This is a genomic window from Alicyclobacillus sp. SO9, assembly GCF_016406125.1.
Lineage (GTDB): Bacteria > Bacillota > Bacilli > Alicyclobacillales > Alicyclobacillaceae > SO9.
Window position 1 is genome coordinate 3,656,776 of record NZ_CP066339.1, and the last position, 17,714, is coordinate 3,674,489.

Sequence of the window (17,714 nt, forward strand, 5' to 3'; positions counted from 1 at the left end):
TGGTGACGAGATAGGTTGAGAGGAGGGAAATACCGTGAACCCGAGCAAAAAGAAACCAAGCCTGTTCTCGATGACAATGATAACCGTTACTGTGTTGTTTGTTTCCGGGTATGTTGCCGGAGTCCATATTCCAGTCTCGCACGCCCAACCGCAAACATCCAAAGCCAGTGCGCACAGCGTAACCGTGACGTCTAAATCAACAGCTCCTCGTGTTAAAGAGAGTGTGTCTTTCCCTGCAATCATCGATAAGGCTCTACAAGAGGTTCACGCAAAAGGCGTTGCGACTGCCGACGCGCCAACAGTTCTTCCGACTTCTGTTTTGAGGAAAGGTCATCTGTTAACGAGGGTAACAGTCCAGACAAAAGCTCTAGATACTGCATACAATGTTCTCTTCACGACTGACAACCACCGCGTAGCGGATTTTTCCGAAAACAAATACAAAACCTCTATGGCAGCAAGAACAGGCACATTTCTTTCAAGTGGCAGTTTGCCAAAGGGAACCAAGAAAAGTTCGGTGAAAATAGGCTCCATAGAGGCAACGAGTATTACATATCAGCCGACAGGCAACCATAGTATCAATCAAGGCAGTCCCTTTGCCCTAGTACAGTGGACGCAAAACCGCTGGAGCATCACTGTTCGGGACGCAGGTACAAGTACGATTCCATTGCCGGAAGCGCAAAAGGTTGCTCACTTCGTCGTTACTCATGGACTGCCCGCGCCGAACACACAGGCGTCGCTCCTAGTCACGGTACAAACACCGACTTCTGGCATACCGGCGAATCTCGACGGTCGCAGTGTCAGTGCATATGCGGTGTGGCAGGATGGCAAACGAGTCTACGAAACAGATGCATATACAGCCTGTGAAGAGCCTGTTGAAACAGTATTCTCAATGGCTCGTTCCATGGAATCCTACCCCTAAGTGCTGCAAAGCAGTTGCTGCCAATGTTAAGCTGTAAACAACGGAGAAGAACGCTGATTGTGCATCTAGCGTCCATTGGTGGTCGCAGGACCTGCCACTTTGATGCAAATTCGAGCTTTTCTTGCTATAAATTGGGGAGCTCCGTCCGGAAGGCAGTTGATGACCTGTGCAGCGCTGGCAACTACTTGCAAACAAATCCCTCTGGGTTAAATTAACCGTTATTGTGGTATTTTGTTCGCTCCTTTCACTTATTTACCTCAATTCTAATCACCACGTCATTCAGGCATTGCAGGGCTTCGGTTGGGGCGGTATTGTCATCAGCATCTTCCTCATGACGATGCTTTGCTTAACTCCAATTCCGTCAGAAAGTCTTTTGTTCGTTCTGATGCGCGTATATGGAATCGCTTGGGGCGTATTTTACGGGTGGATCGGACTGGTCTTGAGCAGCATTATCATTTTCATTGTGATGAGAAAACTCGGATCGGAGTTTGTACAGTCCAAAACCTATCCTAAGTGGTTTCAAATGATTGATAGTGCCATCTCAACAACCGGTATTCGCGGACTCCTTATTTCTCGACTTTTGCCTATTCCAGCGTTTTTCTCAAGCCTCATTATTGCCATCATGCCGTCCGTAAGATTTCGGGACTATTTGTGGACAAGTGCCGTTTCTGTAATCCCCTATTACCTTGGCATCATGCTTATCTATAAAGGACTGACAGGGTCTGTGGCAGTCTGGCTGCCTCTGGGGGTCTTGGTACTTTTAGGGCTCTCACTGTTGAGTTCCCGCATCAAGAAACGCCAGAACTTTTGGTGAGAGCCCTAAAATCAATCGCATTATTCAAGCGGTACATGCTAGAACAAATGGAATATGGTTGTTACCGTCAACTTTACTCTGTCTCTGCACTATCCGCTAGTTCTTCAGCTTGATACCCCGAATACGATACCCGCTTGTCACGATTCTTAACGAATACCCAGATTGCGACGCCAATCCCAATCACCACTGAGACCAAAGCTGTGTACTGTGCTGCATCCCAGCCCAGAGCAAAACGCGGCGAATCTCCTCGCAGCATCTCCATAAAGAACCTCATCGCATTGTACGTAATGAGATAATAGGAAAAAGCTGTACCGGAAGGCCATTTCTTCTTGCGTTGGAACAAAATCAAAAGAACAGCAAACAGAATGATGTCTGCTTGAGCCTCCCATACCACTGACGGCCAGAGGGGCTGTCCAGGATACTGTTGTGCTGCCAATGTGCTCTTCGGAAACAGGACTCCAAAATTGTGGTGCGTAGGAGCTCCGTATGCACTGCCATTCATGAAGTCGGCATCACGTCCGATGCTCTGACCAATCAGGATGCCGGGTGCGGCTAAATCGGCAAAGTGAAAGAGGCTACGTTTCTTCCTCCACAGATACCAAACGCCGGCTGCAAAACCACCCACAATTCCCCCCTGAATGGACAGACCTCCGTTCCACACGGCAATAATCTGGCCTAAGTGATGCGCATAAAAAGACCAGTCAAAGAAAAACACCTGCCAAAATCTGGCGCCGATAATTCCGCCCAGCAGGCAGAGGGGACCCATGTTCCACCAGTGTTCGCTGTCGCCTGGTTCGCCGTACACTTTCGTGAAATAAAGTGTGACAGCAAGTCCAAGCAAAAAAGCCAGCGCAAAAATGGTGCTGTAGGAGCGAACTGGAAAGGAACCAATGTGAAACCAATACGAATGCATCTCTTGCACCTCAATCTTTGTCCAAAGTATTTATCAGGTACGTGTCTGTCCAAATTGAACTTCTTTATTGTAACGTACTCGTCCTGATTAGGCACACTCAATTAGAAAAACTCTGAATGCAGTCTGGTTTTAGCTATTTTCCCTAAGGACTGTAATTCCTTTAGGTGCATATCGAAGGTCTGCATTCCATAAGATTTGCCCGTCTGCATTGTAGAACGAATTTGATGAATCTTTTCAGTTCGAATTAAGTTCGCTACTGCAGCCGTGTTGATGAGTATCTCCATCACAGCCACCCGGCTTTTGCCGTCTGACGAGACCACTAGCTTTTGTGCCACCACACCCTGCAGAACCCCGGCCAATTGAACACGTATTTGCGCCTGTTGACCAGGCGGATAGACGTCAACAATTCGGTCTATTGTCTGCACCGCATCTCCCGTATGCATCGTAGCAAAGACCAGGTGTCCAGTTTCGGCCGCAGTAATAGCCGTGCTGATGGTCTCTAAATCGCGCATTTCTCCCACCAAAATGACATCGGGATCTTGGCGCAAAGACGCTCTCAAGGCAGGAGCAAACCCTTTCGTATCCAGGCCCACCTCACGTTGGTCAATGATGGACAAATCATGTTTGTGCAAGTATTCAATGGGATCTTCCAGCGTAATGATGTGTTTTCTGCTGTGGTGATTCAAATAGTCGATAAGGGCAGCGAGAGTGGTGGATTTGCCACTTCCAGTCGGACCTGTGACCAGCACAAGGCCGTGGGTCTTCTCTGTCAATTGCGTCAGACTGGCGGGCAGTGCCAGCTCCTCAACGGAAGGCACATGATTAGGGACCACCCGTACGGCAATACTTACACACCCGCGCTGTCTGTAGACATTCACTCGAAACCGTGACAGGCCCTGCACACTGTATGAAAAATCCAACTCGCCATTTTCACTGAAACGTATCCATTCGTCTTTTGACATCATATCCTTGGCCAAGCTTTCCGTATCATCTGGAGTTAAGGCGATGCCCTCGGTTATCAGCTCTCCATTAATCCGATAAGTTGGCGGCACATTCACCGAAATATGTAAATCCGACGCATGTTTCTCGACCGCTTGTTGTAGTATCTCCAGCAATGCTCTCTCTCCTCACAAGAACTTGCACACATTGTAGCGCAGGGCTCCTGTCAAAATTCTCCGGCGGCCCTTGAAAGTCAGAACGACCGGCAGCGCCCATACAGCCCCTGAGACTTCGGCATCCATATACAGGTATCCTGTCAAAAAAGCTGTATTTTCTAGTTTTCTTGGGAAAACCTACAGTACAGAATTAACCTGTGTCATGCAGAAAGTCAATCTTATTGCTGGAGTGATGTCAATGAAAATGCTAACGAGAGCAGCGGCCCTTGCGACCGTTGCGACGCTATCCTTATCAACAGTGTTTCCCACCACATCTTTTGCTCGCTCAACAGTCGGCCAAGGGCAATATGAGACACTCGATTTTCACGTCATAAACGCCAATCAGCAGAATATCTCAGGAGCCCGTGTCATCTGCATCGACCCAGATGGAAAAGTCCTCCGCTCTGGCATTACCAACAAAAAAGGTGACTGGACTTGCAGGATTCCGCTTCAACCAGACCCCAGATTCGATGAAGCCAGAGAAATGGGGATTATTACAGCAATGGCTGTGGCCAAAGGATACAACGAATCCGTCGTATTCGAAGTGCCTGTTGTGAACCAAGCACAGCAGCCCATTACAATGGAGCCGATTCGGCCAAATCGACGAAACGAGCCGACGTATGCACTGGGTAACTTGCATCGCCATGACATCCTAAAAATGGTAGATGATTATGCGAAGCAACTCAAGTTAAAAAAACAGCCTCCAGTAGCTGGCGAACAAGGCTATTCAGCGTGGGGACCTGATATTCAAAAATAATTGTAAAGAGAGGTGACACGCATGCCGGCGACAAGATTTGCTGTCGCGTTAACTGCGTGTGTCTTGAGTCTAAGTGTCTTGACTCCCCTTGAAGTCAATGCACAGCCCCTGCAGACGGTCTATAACACTAGACTGCCAAGGGTGATTCGGGTTGCGATACGCGCAAATAACAATCCGAGCGGAAAGATTCTATACGTACAAACCATCGGGTTCCAGGAGTACTGCGACGATGTCTTGCCGAATGAATGGCTTCCAACGTGGAATCTCGATGCGCTTAAAGCCGGCGCTGTGGCCATTAAGATGTTTGCTTGGTACCACACCTTACATCCGGTGACGCAAGGCGGCCTCACATACGATGTAGATAATACAACCAACTTTCAGCAGTTCAAGTATAAGACGGGTACACCGCTCACCAATAAGGCGGTCAGAGACACGTGGAAAATTGCCTATGTTCCGCAGAATGCCGAAGTAAAAGAACTCAATTACCGCGCAGGGATGCCTAACAATCCCAATTGGCCGTATGTTGGTTCCAATACAATGTCACAATGGGGATCAGAGTACTGGTGTTCAATTGGCAAGCTAAACTACCGAACCGTCTTAAACCTGTTTTACCCCAATCATCAAGTACGCTGGATATAACCCACCATTCATCTTGACCCACTTATTGACGCAGGGTCGACCTCATGGTGCACACAGAATCATATGACGAACCCATAAAAAAGGACCGAAGCAATTGTCCCCTTCGGTCCTACCGCAAAGTCAATTCACAATTCAACACTTGTCAGTTTCAGAAAACGTTGCATTTGTTCGCTGATATCTCTTGCGACTCTAGCACCCAGAGAGGCAATCGCGTTGTCATCCTGAGCCAGACAATGCCAGGCAAATGTCTTCCCGATGCTCTGCCATGTCTCATCTTTAGACTCTGTTCGCGCAGCATCAGTATAAGCATCCAAGCGCTTTTGCACCACATCCATGTTTAGTCCGGATTGATTCATTAGAGACCAAAAAGCTTCCATGACTGCGGTACGCTTGAAGTTGTCCTGGTAAATCAAGTATGTGTTCAGTTCGATTAGAAACATCGAAAGATACACTAATTCATTTTCCATGCGCTCCTGTTTTTGCGACGGTACGTCTTTGGACGGTGTAAGCTCCGTTTGAATCTGAGCCACCAAACCTGAGGCAATCTCACCGGGAGTCATAAATTCACCAACATTTCAGGTAATGTATTGACGCCGACCTTACATGACAATCGGCGTGTACCCGTCTTTCACGAAGGCAGCAATACTCGGATGGCCATTAATCTCATTTAAGCGGGGCAGTCCTGTTTGCAAAACTGGTTCCTCCACACCCATCATAGTGGAACAGAATTCACAAACACCTGCAACCAATCCCAAGTCTTTAACCTTAAGATAAAGCTGATGAGACGGCTTCTCTGTATTCGCAGCCAATGCTGCAAGGGATTTGACACCGGCACCGTCAAACACGATTTTTACTTCAATGCCTGCGTCGTGCAACTCGATGGCATACAATAACGCATGAGCAGCCTTTGCACCCTCATCTTCATTAGCATGAACAAATATCACAAACTTGGAATCCATGTATAATCTACCTCCATTTAAAAAATATGTTACTTCCCAAATACCCTGATGGGTACCTAATTATCATATCAGGCACTGTCAATAATATCTCCAGCAAGAGGCTTAAAAATCCCTTAACGGCAAGAATTACGGGCATTTTTCAAAGAAACTTCAAAGCAAACTTGTGGGGGAATTTCCAATTACGACCGAAAAAAGTAGAATAATTATCTATGAAAAGTGATATGATAGAAGTCAATTCGGAGTGTGCATATCACCTCACAACATTGGATTTCAGTGGTCAATTAATGCTAGAATCTGAAGAGCTTTAGTGAAAGGATTTGACCCAGGATAAAGTCACAGTGCATCAACCATCTGTACTGATCCATGAAAGGTGATTTCTCAATGCGATATCTGTATAGAGTGTTAATACTTCTGCTGACAACTGCCACAATGGGTACAATCTACATCTTCCAGGGTGGTCAGTTTCGTCAACACGGCCTGTCTGGCACAGTCACCTACCCCATGTTTCCGAATGACATTACACTGATTTGGGTAATGACGCTGCCTGTCGCCTTTTGCCTGTGGCTAGGATGGGTTTTCTTTCTTCAACACGTCCCTTGGCGCAACGCCAAGATTCCTTCTGAGATGGAAGGTAAGATCGTTATTCGTTATGTCACGCGCGGCATCAATAAGGAGGCTGTGTCGCTTTCCGTCACTACAGCCTACGAGGTGTTTGAAGCAGCCGGATTTAGTAACAGGCTGTCTATACAAGTTATCAGTGACAGGGATATTCCGCTTCCCTCTTACGCGGAAATCGTTCTGGTTCCGAGTGACTTCAAAACACCTGAGAATTCCTTGTATAAGGCACGTGCCTTGTACTACTGTCAACAAAAGAAGCCTCTGTCTTCTGACGAATGGGTATTGTACCTGGACGAAGAATCAAGATTGACGAAGTCGTCGGTCGAGGGGATTGTCACCTTTGTCAATCAACACCATCAAAAAGCAAAACCGCCTATTGGCCAAGGGCCCATTGTCTACACGGGCGGACGTTGGTTTTGGCGCGGAGCGGACGCCCTGCGGCTTGCCGATGACTTAGGCAGGTTTCAACTGCAATATACACTTGGTGTACCCGTATTTGGTGCACATGGGTCGTATTTACTGTTAAGAGGCGATGTTGATAAGGTCTTACCGTTTGACGTGGGTGAGCCCAATTCGTTGACCGAGGATACCGCGTGGGCTCTTACTGCATGGCAAAACGGGTACCGATTCGGTTGGGTTAACGGATTTATCCTTGAACAGCCTCCAGGCACTGTCAAAGACTTTCTCAAACAGAGGCAGCGTTGGCTGTCAGGTATGAAGTTGGTTGTGAAATGCCCCAAGATTCAGTGGCGGTATAAGATACCGATTGCAATCTACACATACCTGTGGCAAGTCTCGTTTCTCTCCATCATGCTGACGGTTCTTATTTTTGTCTGGGGTTTACATCCGCCGTTGGCAGTGCAGTTAATTACAGATTTTTCTACATCAGTGTATGTCGTTGCTTACTTGATTGGAAATATTGTTACAAGCTACATCACGAAGCGACCACTGATGATTTTAACCACCATGCTGTATCCAATTTACGGTGTGCTGGAGTCGACAGCATCCTTGCTTGCATTACGCAAGTTGAAGCATTTTTACGTAGTAAAAAAACCGCGGACAGAAAATCCGCTGTCTCCGGTGCCAGACTCCAATCACTAAACGCGCTTTCCCTGGTGTCCCGTAAAATGAGTGAGTAAAATCCCGATTTTAGACCCGCCTTCTAAACTGAAGGTGGGTTTTTCTCTGCTAACAGCCACCTTGACGGAACGAGCGCGCAACTCCGCCAACTTGCCCTGACCCCCCTCCACACTGGTACAGCGTTTTACATGCATAAAAATGTAAATCCAGATGCAAACTTTAGACACCCGACTAACATATGGAACATCAACTTTAACAGAATTCCCTGAAGAAATGTGCTGGTAGGGTTTTGTCTATTGTTCAGTACAGGAGGATTTTGCGGACATGAGCAACCTTTTTTTTGCTCGAACACAATTTGGCGTAACAACTGTATATCATTTCCTATACGTCCCCATGACCATTGGGCTGGCTTTTTTGTTGGCATTGATGGAGACGGTGTATTTTCGAACCGGGAACGAAACCTACAAGAAAATGACGCAGTTTTGGGGCAAACTGTTTCTTATTAACTTTGCTGTTGGAGTGGTAACGGGCATTATGCAGGAGTTCCAGTTTGGAATGAACTGGTCCGACTATTCTCGCTTTGTCGGCGATGTTTTCGGTGCCCCTCTCGCTGTTGAGGCACTTGCCGCATTTTTCTTGGAATCCACGTTTTTGGGTATATGGCTATTCGGGTGGGACAAGGTCTCAAAGGGTGTTCATCTTCTTTCCATCTGGCTCGTATTCATAGGAACGACACTGTCAGCATTTTGGATTCTCACCGCCAACTCCTTCATGCAGGAACCAACCGGTTACGCCATGCGCGGCGGCCACGCTGAAATGGCCAGTTTCGGTGCTCTGGTTACAAACATGCAGCAGTGGTTCGAGTTCCCACATGTACTTTTTGCCGCTCTTACCACCGGCGCTTTCTTTATCACAGGAGTCAGCGCTTATCAACTCATCAAGAAGCGGGCAGTCAACATTTTTCGCACCTCCTTTCAAGTCGCTGCCATAGTAGGGGTAGTCGCGAGCATCCTCACTGCTGTTCTAGGGCACGACCAGGCACAACACATTGTTCGGGCCCAACCGATGAAAATGGCTGCTTCGGAAGCACTTTGGAACACGAGTCCAGAACATGCACCATGGACATTATTTACCGTCATTGACACCAACAAGAAGCACAATACCGCGGCGATTAAAATCCCTTACGGGCTAAGCATTCTGGCATATAACCAGCCAACCGGTAAGGTTCAAGGTATGAATCAACTTCAAGCCCAGTATGAGAAGAAATATGGTCCTGGCAACTATATCCCTCCGGTCAAGACCACATTCTGGAGTTTTCGCATTATGGTCCTTGCCGGCGTCTTAATGATTCTCTTTTCGTTATATGGCCTGTACCTCTCCATTAAAGGAAAGCTGAAAGAACACCCATTCTTTCTTAAAATCATGATACTTTCCATCTCTCTCCCGTTTATCGCAAATACCACAGGTTGGCTGATGACAGAGATAGGGCGGCAGCCTTGGGCTGTTTTCGGACTTCTCAAAACGGCGAGCGGCGTCTCGCCAACTGTCACAGCCGGCATGGTATTAACGACACTGCTCGGCTTTGCACTGGTATATCTGCTCCTCATCATGACGGATATTTTCCTCTTCGTCAAAGTAATTAAGGACGGTCCAGATAAGGAAAATCCGGATTCCGATGCAGCAGATACAACCGTACCATCCCTTTAATTCACGGCTCACCTGGAGGTGGCAAGATGACTTTAAATGCTCTTTGGTTCATCATTATAGGACTGTTATTTACGGGGTTTTTCTTCCTGGAAGGTTTCGACTTCGGTGTCGGAATTCTCGTACCGCTGCTTGGCCGCAACGACACCGAGCGCAGGGTGCTTATCAACAGCATTGGACCGTTTTGGGATGCCAATGAAGTTTGGCTGATTGCCGCTGGAGCGTCCATGTTTGCGGCCTTTCCGAATTGGTATGCTACCCTCTTCAGCGGTTTCTACATTGCGTTATTTCTCATGTTATTAGCACTGATTGGCCGCGGTGTCGCTTTTGAATACCGCAGTAAAATTGAGCAGCCAAAGTGGCGCAAGTTTTGGGATTGGGTTATCTTCGCCGGAAGTCTCATTCCACCGTTGCTGTGGGGCGTTGCCTTGGCGGACCTGATGAAAGGTGTTCCAATTGACGGACATATGAATTACGTTGGTACATTCTTTGATCTTCTTAGTTGGTACTCGGTTCTCGGCGGCCTCAGTGTTGTCTTGCTGTTTGTGTTGCATGGCGCGCTGTTTATTACGCTGCGTACAGCGGAAGATATCCGGGACCGTGCACGAAATGTGGCCATGAAAACAGGTGGCCTTACCACGTTCATTCTGTTTGCCTTCGTTGTGGCTACATATATTGAGACGGACATTTTTACAAAGATTGGGGTCGATCCCGGTTCTATTCCAATTGTCGCCGGCCTCGCTCTGGTTTCTGTCCGCTTTTTGGTCCAAGCAAAGCACTATGCGTGGGCCTTCGCAATGACAGGTATCACAATTATTTTGTCCACGATGACCGTCTTTGTGGGACTCTATCCGCGGGTGATGATTAGTTCGTTAAACGCAAATTGGAGTTTGACGGTATTTAACGCTTCTTCCAACACCTATTCACTTCAAGTGATGACTGTCGTGGCACTGACAATAGTCCCGTTCGTAGTCGCATATCAAATCTGGAGTTATTGGGTGTTTCGCAAACGAGTGAAACTCGATCACCTCGATTATTGAAGAACATATGTAAGCGTTGTCTGCCAACTAAAACGGGTGAAATCGCAAACTGCCCGGCCACAAGCCTGAGTTTAGATAGAACGAGACTTGTCCATGCTAGTGTAGGAAGAAAAAATCCATCTGCATAAACCAGATGGATGTCATATTGACCAGTATACTATTTTGTAAAAGAAGGTGTAGTAGCAATGGTAACCCTTATTATTTTATCTCTCACGGTCACAGTTGTACTTGTCAACTGGAAATTGAAAGTCATGACAAAACGGCTCGAAGCCAAAATGCAAAGTCATCCTCACGGCAGGTCAATGACCATAAAATAACAGCCGCGTTCAGTCCGGAGGCTCAGTTGGGGTCTGCACAATGCGAGCACAGTCGCGTCTCACCAGGACATGCTCCCACATTGTCAGACCCCTTCAATGAGAAACAAGCAAATTCGAATGAATTTAATCAACACAACTGATTGGAAACAGAAGTATTGCATTCATTAAATCCATTTTCTTTTTCTAAATACGACCAACATCCAGACACTCAAGCCAAGCATCACTCCGGCAATTACGACGGTTACAATCCACGAATGTTGGTAAGGCAGCGGAACATTCATACCAAAAATCCCTGTGATGAAGGTCATTGTGGCAGTTAAAGTTGTAATAATCGTCAAAACGCGCATCGTTTCATTGGTCTTCGCCGTTCCCATTGAAGAGTAAGTATCTAGGGCACCTTGAACGAGATCGCGAAAGACATCCACTGAATCAGCAATTCTCTCGAGATGGTCTGAGAGGTCCATGTAATACGGCTTGTTCTCTGGGTGCATGGCGAACGTATAGGTTCCGGTATTCAGACTTGAGAAAATTTTTCGTTGCGGTTCAATCGCTTTACGAATAGTGACCAGCGTTCTCTTTAGAGCCAGAAACTCTTCGCTGATAGCCAAAGCCGGGTGTTCGTACATTTCATCCTCGAGATCGTCAATACGCCCGGAAAGTTCGTCGATAATCGGAAAATAGGTATCTGTGAGGCCGTCCACAATGGCATAGAACAAATAATCGGAGCCTCGCTCCAAATATGCGTTGTCGTGACGAGACCTGGCTGCAATTCTGCCGATAGACTGAATTGCACGCCGGTGCACCGTGACAATAAAATTGGCGCCCAGAAAAATATTCAGTTCTTCGATGGAGATTTCAGGCTCTGTATCTTCATCGTACTTAAGCGAATGGAGTTCGAAAAAGTCATATCCTTCATATCTGTCCACCTTTGTACGCGGTGATTCATAGACGCAGTCCTCCACAGCCAAAGGATGGAACCCAAAAATATCTGCAATTGCCTTAATTTCATACGGGTCTTCAGGAACCCAGTTGAAAATGTCAATCCAGAGCATGAGATTATCATTTTTTAACAAGTGTTTGAGTTCATGAAGATCGATGTCATGCATTAATTCCTCTTGCTCTCGGTCGTAAAGGTACGTTTTAATCATAAGCTTTTCTCCTTTCTGAAAAGCTAAAAATCCATGACCTAAGCGGGGCTGCCCGAAACTGCAGCCTTGGTCATTCACATTGTCATCCAGCCACAATATCATCCCATCTTGGTCAGTCTTTGTCCACCATGCTCCTTGCCTCGCCTGCTTCAAATCATCCGCACAACGGAGGCATCATCGTAAGCATGTCACCAACAAAACCGCTCCGTCGAGTGACCTTCGCCCCTTCGTTTCGCTTTATTAGGTGGCGTTAATTGTTGAGAATTATAACACCGAACATGAAAACCGACACACTTTTTTCAATTATGATGCTGATTTGCTACAATTGTGAAGGTGATTTGCTACAATGCAAGATATCCAATGATATCTGTCCGTTTGTCTGCCTAATTCCTATTTTGTACAAGCAGACAGGCACAGTAAACGTAATTTAGGCTGGGAGAGGAGTTTTACTATGAACGTTATCTGTATGGTTGGGAGTTTGAGAAAAGACTCATACAATATGCAGTTCGCCAAGACCCTGCAAGAGAGGTATACGGACAAGTTCCATCTCGATATTTTAGATATCGGGCAGCTGCCGTATTATAACGAAGACATTGAACAAAATCCTGGAGAAGTAGTGCAATCCTTCAAGCAACAGGTTGCTGCTGCAGATGCAGTGATTTTTGTCACCCCAGAGTACAACTGGTCCATTCCCGGTGTACTGAAGAATGCATTAGACTGGCTTTCAAGAGTAGACAAAGTCATGAATGGAAAACCCGTTTTGACGGCCGGCGTCTCAGCTGGATTTTTAGCAACCATTCGCGCACAACTGCATCTTCGTGAAATCCTGGCAAGCGCAGGCCTTAATGTAAAAATGTTTCCGCCTGGAGGAAATGAGATTTTGGTCGGAGCTGCGAAAGACAAGTTCGAGAACGGGCGCCTCTCGGACGCAGGAACACTGACCTTCATTGACAGTGTCATGGAGAAGTTTGTGCAATTCGTTTTATCAGCCAAGTAGGTTGTCTATCCACTAAAGACAAACGATTTGCACTAAGGCAGCCGGTTACTACAGCAAGAGAAGGATTGAGCCAATCACTGGAACGGTGACCATTGCGACCTTGAGAAACAAAGGCGAAGCAATCTTGGTCAACTTCGCGCCAAAAAAAGCTCCAAGTGTCGTTCCGAGTACGACTTCTGCAAGAAGCGTAAAGTTCAGATCACCAATGCTGTAGTACCCGGTACCGCCGGCAAGAGCTATGGGCAGAATCACAAGCATGGTTGTGCCGACTGCTTGGCGCAGCGTCAATCCAATCAGCGTTAAAAGACCAATTTGTATGAAAGGCGTGGACCCAATCCCGAACGTGCCTGAGAGCAGCCCCGTAACCAGACCAATCAGGACAGAAGAAGCCCAAAACTGAGGCCCCGACAAAAGTACAGGTCTGCTATGCTCTTCCCTCGCTGGGACTTTAGCATCTGAGTTATCGGCATTCTGCGGGGTGTGCTGCGGCTTTATGATAAACAAACGGACGCCGAGCAGCACTGCTGACAGAAACAAGGCAACTGAAGTCAGCCACTTTAAATCACTTACAGGCAACACATCTGCAATGCGTGTCCCTGCAAAGGCCCCGGCAGCCCCAACCAACCCAACGACAATACCGGCTTTCAGTACAATGTTGTCGTCTCGAAAATGACTGTACGCCCCTGATAAGGTCGTAAATACCATAGCCGCCAGTGAGGTGCCGAAAGCTGTCTGAATTGGTATCCCAAAAACCAACGTTAAGATGGAGATAATAAAACCGGAGCCTCCGGCTCCGATAAATCCCAGTAGCAGTCCTATGAAAATCATGAAGAGAAACACAAGCATGCTGTCCAATGACCCCTTTAGTCCCCGGCGCAGTCTGACCCGCGCACTCATTCTAATCCACAGTGTCAGACTTTATTATAGAACTTCATTGAAACGGGGTACAGAGACAGGAGAGCTGCTCAGCCGTCGACGCTGTCTAAAACAGCCCCTGTCACACTGACATTTGCATCATTGTTGGCAGCTGCGGCGGTGCTGCCGTTTGCCGCGTTTGTGCTGCCTTGTGATGTTTTATGGCCTCGTTGGTGGATTGTGTGATGCTTGTGAACATTGTACATTGCACCACCCGGTGTGTACTGCTGAGAATGTGGGTGCGGCACCCTGAATGCCGCCAGGCTCGAGATCACAAAGATGAAAGTCAGTGACGCACTCATCAGATGAAACAACAACAGGAAATACCTCATGCGTTTTCTTTGTGCATCGTAGCGAAAGAAAAAGTAGATCCCTGAAACAAACGTCACCACAAGAACCATGTAGCTGATGAGAACAAATACCTGTACCCCCGTTTGCGTGGATGTCAGGCGATGTACAAGCAGTATCGTAAAGAGGATAAACGTTGTAGACGCCGATGCCACGTGGGTGGCAACGAGAATCAGCGGGTACCTAATACTGATACGCAGTGTAAACCCTGAAAACAATACGAGTCCCACAATAGCTGTAAGAAACAAAAATGCAAAAGTCCAGTGCCAAAGTGTCATGAAGAGCGCCACCAATCCCCTGTTAAAATGAAACATAGTTACTAATGAACTATAGTTACTAATGAAATGTGGTTGCTATAGTGACACGTAAACTATATGACATTTTTGTGACTAAAGTCAAAGACAGCCAAATTAGCACTTGGAATCCAATTTAATGCCTGCAGCTTAACTAAGAGTCATTTAATATTGAAACGTTAACCCTGTATAATGGTTTTGAACAAAGATGAAATGGCGAGGTTAGAGACCATGGACACACGATTTTCCGCGTTCATCATGGATATTTCTGGATCGCGCGAGCTGTCGAAGGCCAATCGGTTAAAAATCAAACAGACATTAGAAGCCCTCGAAGAGACGATTCACGACTGGACGCATGGTGTAATTCCTTGTAAAACAGATTTAAGGATGGGCGATGAACTCCTGGTTGTTGCCGAACACTACCATGCAGCGTACATACTGGCCTACCACATTTATAGTATCTGGCGAGGCATTGCACACCCCCCTTATTTCGGAATCGCAGTTGGCAACACCGAGGAAACCTGGGGAGAAATTGGTGATATTCGCCTGTGGACACACCCTGTCATCGCTCAGGCGCGGGAAGCATCAGAAATTCTAAAATCCAGACGCCGGCACAAACCGGAGATGTATTTATACCACTCTGTAGACGATGTTTCGTATGAATTGAATTATCTGCTGGAAGTACAACATACCCTCATGAGTCAACAGTCTCAACAGCAAAGATGGGCCAGTCTGCTTTATACATACTTGCGAAGTCAACAAGAAGTCTCAGAAAGCCTTGACATTTCTGTCCCCGCTGTCAGCGGATTAATCAGCCGAGGAAACTACGATGTCACGGAAAAGACTTATGATATGATTGTGCGAAGGCTCGAGAAACTGGAGTGCTCGGACTCAGGAGATAAGTGCAACTTTGAAGCACAGCAATTGCAAAGGACGCGACTGGTAGACAACATCCAGACACACCGACGGCGCAAGATCCAAGGTGCGGAGGAATTTGTTGTGGAGACGTTATTAGATTTGCTGTAAGAACTTGGTCTGCAGAGAACCTCGTATAAGGAACCCAGTTCAAGAAGTCTCGCGTGTCCTCTTGACTCCCTCTCGTCGCATTTATTTATATTGGGAGGAGGTAAATAAAATTGGTCGTCCTTTTACTTATTTTCGCACACCTGTTATCTGATTTTGTCTTCCAGACATCGACGATGGCCGCTAAGAAGGGGTTGTTCAAGAGACACTTCTGGTTGCATATCGGTATTCATTTTGTTACCTACGAAGCGGCCCTGCTTGTTTTTTCTTATTTGCTGCACGCATTCTATCTGAAATTCTTGCTTGCTGGAATTTACTTGGCCGGACTTCATTTACTGATTGACTTTGCAAAGGAGAAGTCTCAAGACACCTTTCCAAAGTGGGACACAAAGGTGCGAAAGAGTCTGGTGTTCTTCGTTGATCAAGCCTTGCATCTCATCTCCTTACTCCTCATTTCGCGATTTACGCTGCAATACCAATACACCCGGCATCTACATCAGATTGCGGAGAAGGTGCTTCGACACCACGGATTTTCACTAAATTTAGAGCAGTCTGTCATTCTCATTCTCATCTTGATGGTCCTCTCAACAAGCTTCTCTGGGATTGTTGTAGAATTGATTGTATCCCCCGTTCCGCAAGAGGGCGAGCGGCTCATTGAAACAAAACACATTGCACGGGAAAGCAACACTCAAGGGACCCGTTCGTACGGCAGCCAAGACGCTGCCTCTGTAGAGAGAACTTATATCAGCGTTCCGCCTGCCACAGTATCACGGGGGAGACTAATCGGTTACTTAGAGCGCCTCATGACGATGCTCTTGATTGCCGCTGCAGGCTATTCTTCCATCGGCTTTATCATTGCAACGAAATCGCTGGTTCGATTCCGGCAACTCGATGACCGAGACTTTGCCGAGTACTTTCTCATCGGTACATTTTCATCAATTTTACTGGGAACAATCTGGGGTTTTGTGCTAAAAACATTTTTGACCTAAATATGTCAACCATAGGCTAAAGCCGTGGTCATCGGCTTCGCCTGCTTACTCTTGCCAAGCGGAGACAAGTGGTAAAGGGATTCGATTGTCCTCAACAAGCTGTAGTGGGTAAACGACTGGCCGTACTTTCCCGTTTTCACGCCCGCTCCGTAGAACACTGTTGCAACCCGATTGCCTAGACCATAGCCTTCATCAAAGGTAATAAACAGCAGGCTGTTATGCGACTTCGCCCAACTGGCATAGGCACCCAAATTGTTCTTCAGCCAAGCGTCACCTGCCGCTACACTGCCGCTGTGCATGTCGTTCTTGACGTTCGGAATGACAAAAGAGACTGTCGGTAGTTTCGTGAAGTTGTTTGAAAAGCTTGAAAAAGGTCGGTTCACATGCCTTGCCAGATTGGAAAAATCGACCCAAGGCGCGTGCTTTCTGGCATAGGTCCGGGTACTGCATCCTGTAAATCCAACGCTCGGGAGGCTTTCCGCGTATCCTGTGAAGCTAAGGTTACTTGCGGTCAGTTCGCTTCCAAGGTTGGCTTGGGTGAATGTATGAGGACAGGAATCGCTGTGTATGCCGAGAGTACTCCCAGCAAACAATGCCAAGTAATTGGGTTGGCTTGGGTGCGCCACAGCATGATAATTAGTAAATAAAGCGCCATTTCGAATCAGGCTGTTGATATAGGGCGCATGTTTGTTACCCACAATACGGTTATACCCGTGATTCTCTTCCACGACCACAACAATATGGTCTGGTCGAGTCGGTTTCGCCGGTCGTGCTGTATTTGTAGAAGAAGCGGTGCCAGTGCCAGACCTGCTGCTGTTTGATTGTCCTCCGACGGTCTTATTCTGGGTCGGCCCTGTCTGTGTCACCCGAGGATTGCTGCCTTTGTTTGCAGTCTCCACGGCACGGTTTGCGTTGCCGCACCCCGTTGTTATCACAACCGCGAAGGCCAGCGCACTAACCATTAGCGCGGGGTTTCTCATCCATTGTTCCTCCTCTGTTAGCTGTCTTCGAACCGCTTGTCCAATACTTAATGTTTTCAACACACTCTCAAATTACCCTCAAGATAGCGCATCAAAAGTCTACTGAA

The 17,714-nt window shown here is 47.1% G+C and carries 19 protein-coding genes; 11 read left to right on the forward strand and 8 right to left on the reverse strand.

Annotated features, from left to right (window positions below):
- Positions 1–34 precede the first annotated feature (34 nt).
- Complete coding sequence (locus GI364_RS17210; RefSeq protein WP_198850460.1) at positions 35–919, forward strand: hypothetical protein; 885 nt, start codon at positions 35–37, stop codon at positions 917–919.
- A gap of 166 nt (positions 920–1,085) precedes the next feature.
- A complete protein-coding gene (locus GI364_RS17215; RefSeq protein ID WP_198850461.1) occupies positions 1,086–1,733 on the forward strand; it encodes a TVP38/TMEM64 family protein in 648 nt (215 codons plus the stop codon).
- Positions 1,734–1,806: 73 nt separating this feature from the next.
- Here GI364_RS17215 and lgt read toward each other — a convergent pair whose 3' ends face one another.
- Both lgt and GI364_RS17225 read right to left on the reverse strand, forming a co-directional pair.
- Positions 1,807–2,646, reverse strand: coding sequence for a prolipoprotein diacylglyceryl transferase (gene lgt, locus GI364_RS17220; protein ID WP_198850462.1), 840 nt, complete (start codon positions 2,644–2,646; stop codon positions 1,807–1,809).
- A gap of 101 nt (positions 2,647–2,747) precedes the next feature.
- Positions 2,748–3,761 (reverse strand): type IV pilus twitching motility protein PilT, encoded by a 1,014-nt coding sequence (locus GI364_RS17225; RefSeq protein ID WP_198850463.1) that lies wholly within the window; start codon positions 3,759–3,761, stop codon positions 2,748–2,750.
- A gap of 238 nt (positions 3,762–3,999) precedes the next feature.
- Between GI364_RS17225 and GI364_RS17230 the strand changes: the two genes are divergently transcribed.
- Together GI364_RS17230 and GI364_RS17235 are read left to right on the forward strand one after the other, a co-directional pair.
- A complete protein-coding gene (locus GI364_RS17230) occupies positions 4,000–4,557 on the forward strand; it encodes a hypothetical protein (protein ID WP_198850464.1) in 558 nt (185 codons plus the stop codon).
- Positions 4,558–4,578: 21 nt separating this feature from the next.
- Complete coding sequence (locus GI364_RS17235) at positions 4,579–5,196, forward strand: SpoIID/LytB domain-containing protein (protein WP_198850465.1); 618 nt, start codon at positions 4,579–4,581, stop codon at positions 5,194–5,196.
- A 125-nt stretch (positions 5,197–5,321) separates the two neighbouring features.
- On the opposite strand, the gene GI364_RS17240 is transcribed toward GI364_RS17235, so the two are convergent.
- Together GI364_RS17240 and GI364_RS17245 are read right to left on the reverse strand one after the other, a co-directional pair.
- Entirely contained in the window at positions 5,322–5,756 is a 435-nt protein-coding gene (locus tag GI364_RS17240; RefSeq protein ID WP_198850466.1) for a hypothetical protein, read from the reverse strand.
- A 39-nt stretch (positions 5,757–5,795) separates the two neighbouring features.
- Positions 5,796–6,155, reverse strand: a complete 360-nt coding sequence (locus GI364_RS17245) for a DsrE family protein (protein ID WP_198850467.1) — start codon at positions 6,153–6,155, stop codon at positions 5,796–5,798.
- 381 nt (positions 6,156–6,536) lie between these two features.
- On the opposite strand from GI364_RS17245, the gene GI364_RS17250 reads away from it, so the two are divergent.
- The 4 genes from GI364_RS17250 (at position 6,537) to GI364_RS25150 (ending at position 10,914) form a co-directional block, all read left to right on the forward strand.
- Positions 6,537–7,874, forward strand: a complete 1,338-nt coding sequence (locus GI364_RS17250) for a glycosyltransferase family 2 protein (RefSeq protein WP_198850468.1) — start codon at positions 6,537–6,539, stop codon at positions 7,872–7,874.
- Positions 7,875–8,177: 303 nt separating this feature from the next.
- The gene (locus GI364_RS17255) at positions 8,178–9,560 is read left to right on the forward strand and encodes a cytochrome ubiquinol oxidase subunit I (RefSeq protein WP_198850469.1); all 1,383 of its coding nucleotides are present in this window, start codon (positions 8,178–8,180) and stop codon (positions 9,558–9,560) included.
- 26 nt (positions 9,561–9,586) lie between these two features.
- Positions 9,587–10,597, forward strand: a complete 1,011-nt coding sequence (cydB, locus tag GI364_RS17260; protein WP_198850470.1) for a cytochrome d ubiquinol oxidase subunit II — start codon at positions 9,587–9,589, stop codon at positions 10,595–10,597.
- 185 nt (positions 10,598–10,782) lie between these two features.
- Positions 10,783–10,914 carry a hypothetical protein gene (locus tag GI364_RS25150; protein WP_255524470.1) on the forward strand — a complete coding sequence of 44 codons (132 nt, stop codon included), beginning with the start codon at positions 10,783–10,785 and terminating at the stop codon, positions 10,912–10,914.
- Between the two features lie 164 nt (positions 10,915–11,078).
- On the opposite strand, the gene GI364_RS17265 is transcribed toward GI364_RS25150, so the two are convergent.
- The gene (locus tag GI364_RS17265; protein ID WP_198850471.1) at positions 11,079–12,062 is read right to left on the reverse strand and encodes a magnesium transporter CorA family protein; all 984 of its coding nucleotides are present in this window, start codon (positions 12,060–12,062) and stop codon (positions 11,079–11,081) included.
- 451 nt (positions 12,063–12,513) lie between these two features.
- On the opposite strand from GI364_RS17265, the gene GI364_RS17270 reads away from it, so the two are divergent.
- Positions 12,514–13,059 (forward strand): NADPH-dependent FMN reductase, encoded by a 546-nt coding sequence (locus GI364_RS17270; RefSeq protein WP_198850472.1) that lies wholly within the window; start codon positions 12,514–12,516, stop codon positions 13,057–13,059.
- Positions 13,060–13,107: 48 nt separating this feature from the next.
- Here the strand turns inward: GI364_RS17270 and GI364_RS17275 are convergent, their stop codons facing one another.
- Together GI364_RS17275 and GI364_RS17280 are read right to left on the reverse strand one after the other, a co-directional pair.
- Positions 13,108–13,905: a sulfite exporter TauE/SafE family protein gene (locus GI364_RS17275; protein WP_198850473.1), complete on the reverse strand. Its 798-nt coding sequence runs from the start codon at positions 13,903–13,905 to the stop codon at positions 13,108–13,110.
- A gap of 119 nt (positions 13,906–14,024) precedes the next feature.
- Positions 14,025–14,600 (reverse strand): hypothetical protein, encoded by a 576-nt coding sequence (locus tag GI364_RS17280; protein WP_198850474.1) that lies wholly within the window; start codon positions 14,598–14,600, stop codon positions 14,025–14,027.
- A 246-nt stretch (positions 14,601–14,846) separates the two neighbouring features.
- On the opposite strand from GI364_RS17280, the gene GI364_RS17285 reads away from it, so the two are divergent.
- Complete coding sequence (locus GI364_RS17285) at positions 14,847–15,641, forward strand: hypothetical protein (protein WP_198850475.1); 795 nt, start codon at positions 14,847–14,849, stop codon at positions 15,639–15,641.
- Positions 15,642–15,751: 110 nt separating this feature from the next.
- Positions 15,752–16,627 (forward strand): DUF3307 domain-containing protein, encoded by an 876-nt coding sequence (locus GI364_RS17290; RefSeq protein WP_198850476.1) that lies wholly within the window; start codon positions 15,752–15,754, stop codon positions 16,625–16,627.
- Positions 16,628–16,632: 5 nt separating this feature from the next.
- Here GI364_RS17290 and GI364_RS17295 read toward each other — a convergent pair whose 3' ends face one another.
- Entirely contained in the window at positions 16,633–17,607 is a 975-nt protein-coding gene (locus tag GI364_RS17295) for an alkaline phosphatase family protein (RefSeq protein ID WP_198850477.1), read from the reverse strand.
- Positions 17,608–17,714 lie beyond the last annotated feature (107 nt).

Coding starts and splice junctions, on each gene's coding strand:
- lgt (WP_198850462.1), bottom strand. CDS start 2,646: ATGCATTCGTATTGGTTTCACATTGGTTCCTTTCCAGTTCGCTCCTAC.
- GI364_RS17230 (WP_198850464.1), top strand. CDS start 4,000: ATGAAAATGCTAACGAGAGCAGCGGCCCTTGCGACCGTTGCGACGCTA.
- GI364_RS17235 (WP_198850465.1), top strand. CDS start 4,579: ATGCCGGCGACAAGATTTGCTGTCGCGTTAACTGCGTGTGTCTTGAGT.
- GI364_RS17240 (WP_198850466.1), bottom strand. CDS start 5,756: ATGACTCCCGGTGAGATTGCCTCAGGTTTGGTGGCTCAGATTCAAACG.
- GI364_RS17245 (WP_198850467.1), bottom strand. CDS start 6,155: ATGGATTCCAAGTTTGTGATATTTGTTCATGCTAATGAAGATGAGGGT.
- GI364_RS17250 (WP_198850468.1), top strand. CDS start 6,537: ATGCGATATCTGTATAGAGTGTTAATACTTCTGCTGACAACTGCCACA.
- GI364_RS17255 (WP_198850469.1), top strand. CDS start 8,178: ATGAGCAACCTTTTTTTTGCTCGAACACAATTTGGCGTAACAACTGTA.
- cydB (WP_198850470.1), top strand. CDS start 9,587: ATGACTTTAAATGCTCTTTGGTTCATCATTATAGGACTGTTATTTACG.
- GI364_RS25150 (WP_255524470.1), top strand. CDS start 10,783: ATGGTAACCCTTATTATTTTATCTCTCACGGTCACAGTTGTACTTGTC.
- GI364_RS17265 (WP_198850471.1), bottom strand. CDS start 12,062: ATGATTAAAACGTACCTTTACGACCGAGAGCAAGAGGAATTAATGCAT.
- GI364_RS17270 (WP_198850472.1), top strand. CDS start 12,514: ATGAACGTTATCTGTATGGTTGGGAGTTTGAGAAAAGACTCATACAAT.
- GI364_RS17275 (WP_198850473.1), bottom strand. CDS start 13,905: ATGCTTGTGTTTCTCTTCATGATTTTCATAGGACTGCTACTGGGATTT.
- GI364_RS17280 (WP_198850474.1), bottom strand. CDS start 14,600: ATGACACTTTGGCACTGGACTTTTGCATTTTTGTTTCTTACAGCTATT.
- GI364_RS17285 (WP_198850475.1), top strand. CDS start 14,847: ATGGACACACGATTTTCCGCGTTCATCATGGATATTTCTGGATCGCGC.
- GI364_RS17295 (WP_198850477.1), bottom strand. CDS start 17,607: ATGAGAAACCCCGCGCTAATGGTTAGTGCGCTGGCCTTCGCGGTTGTG.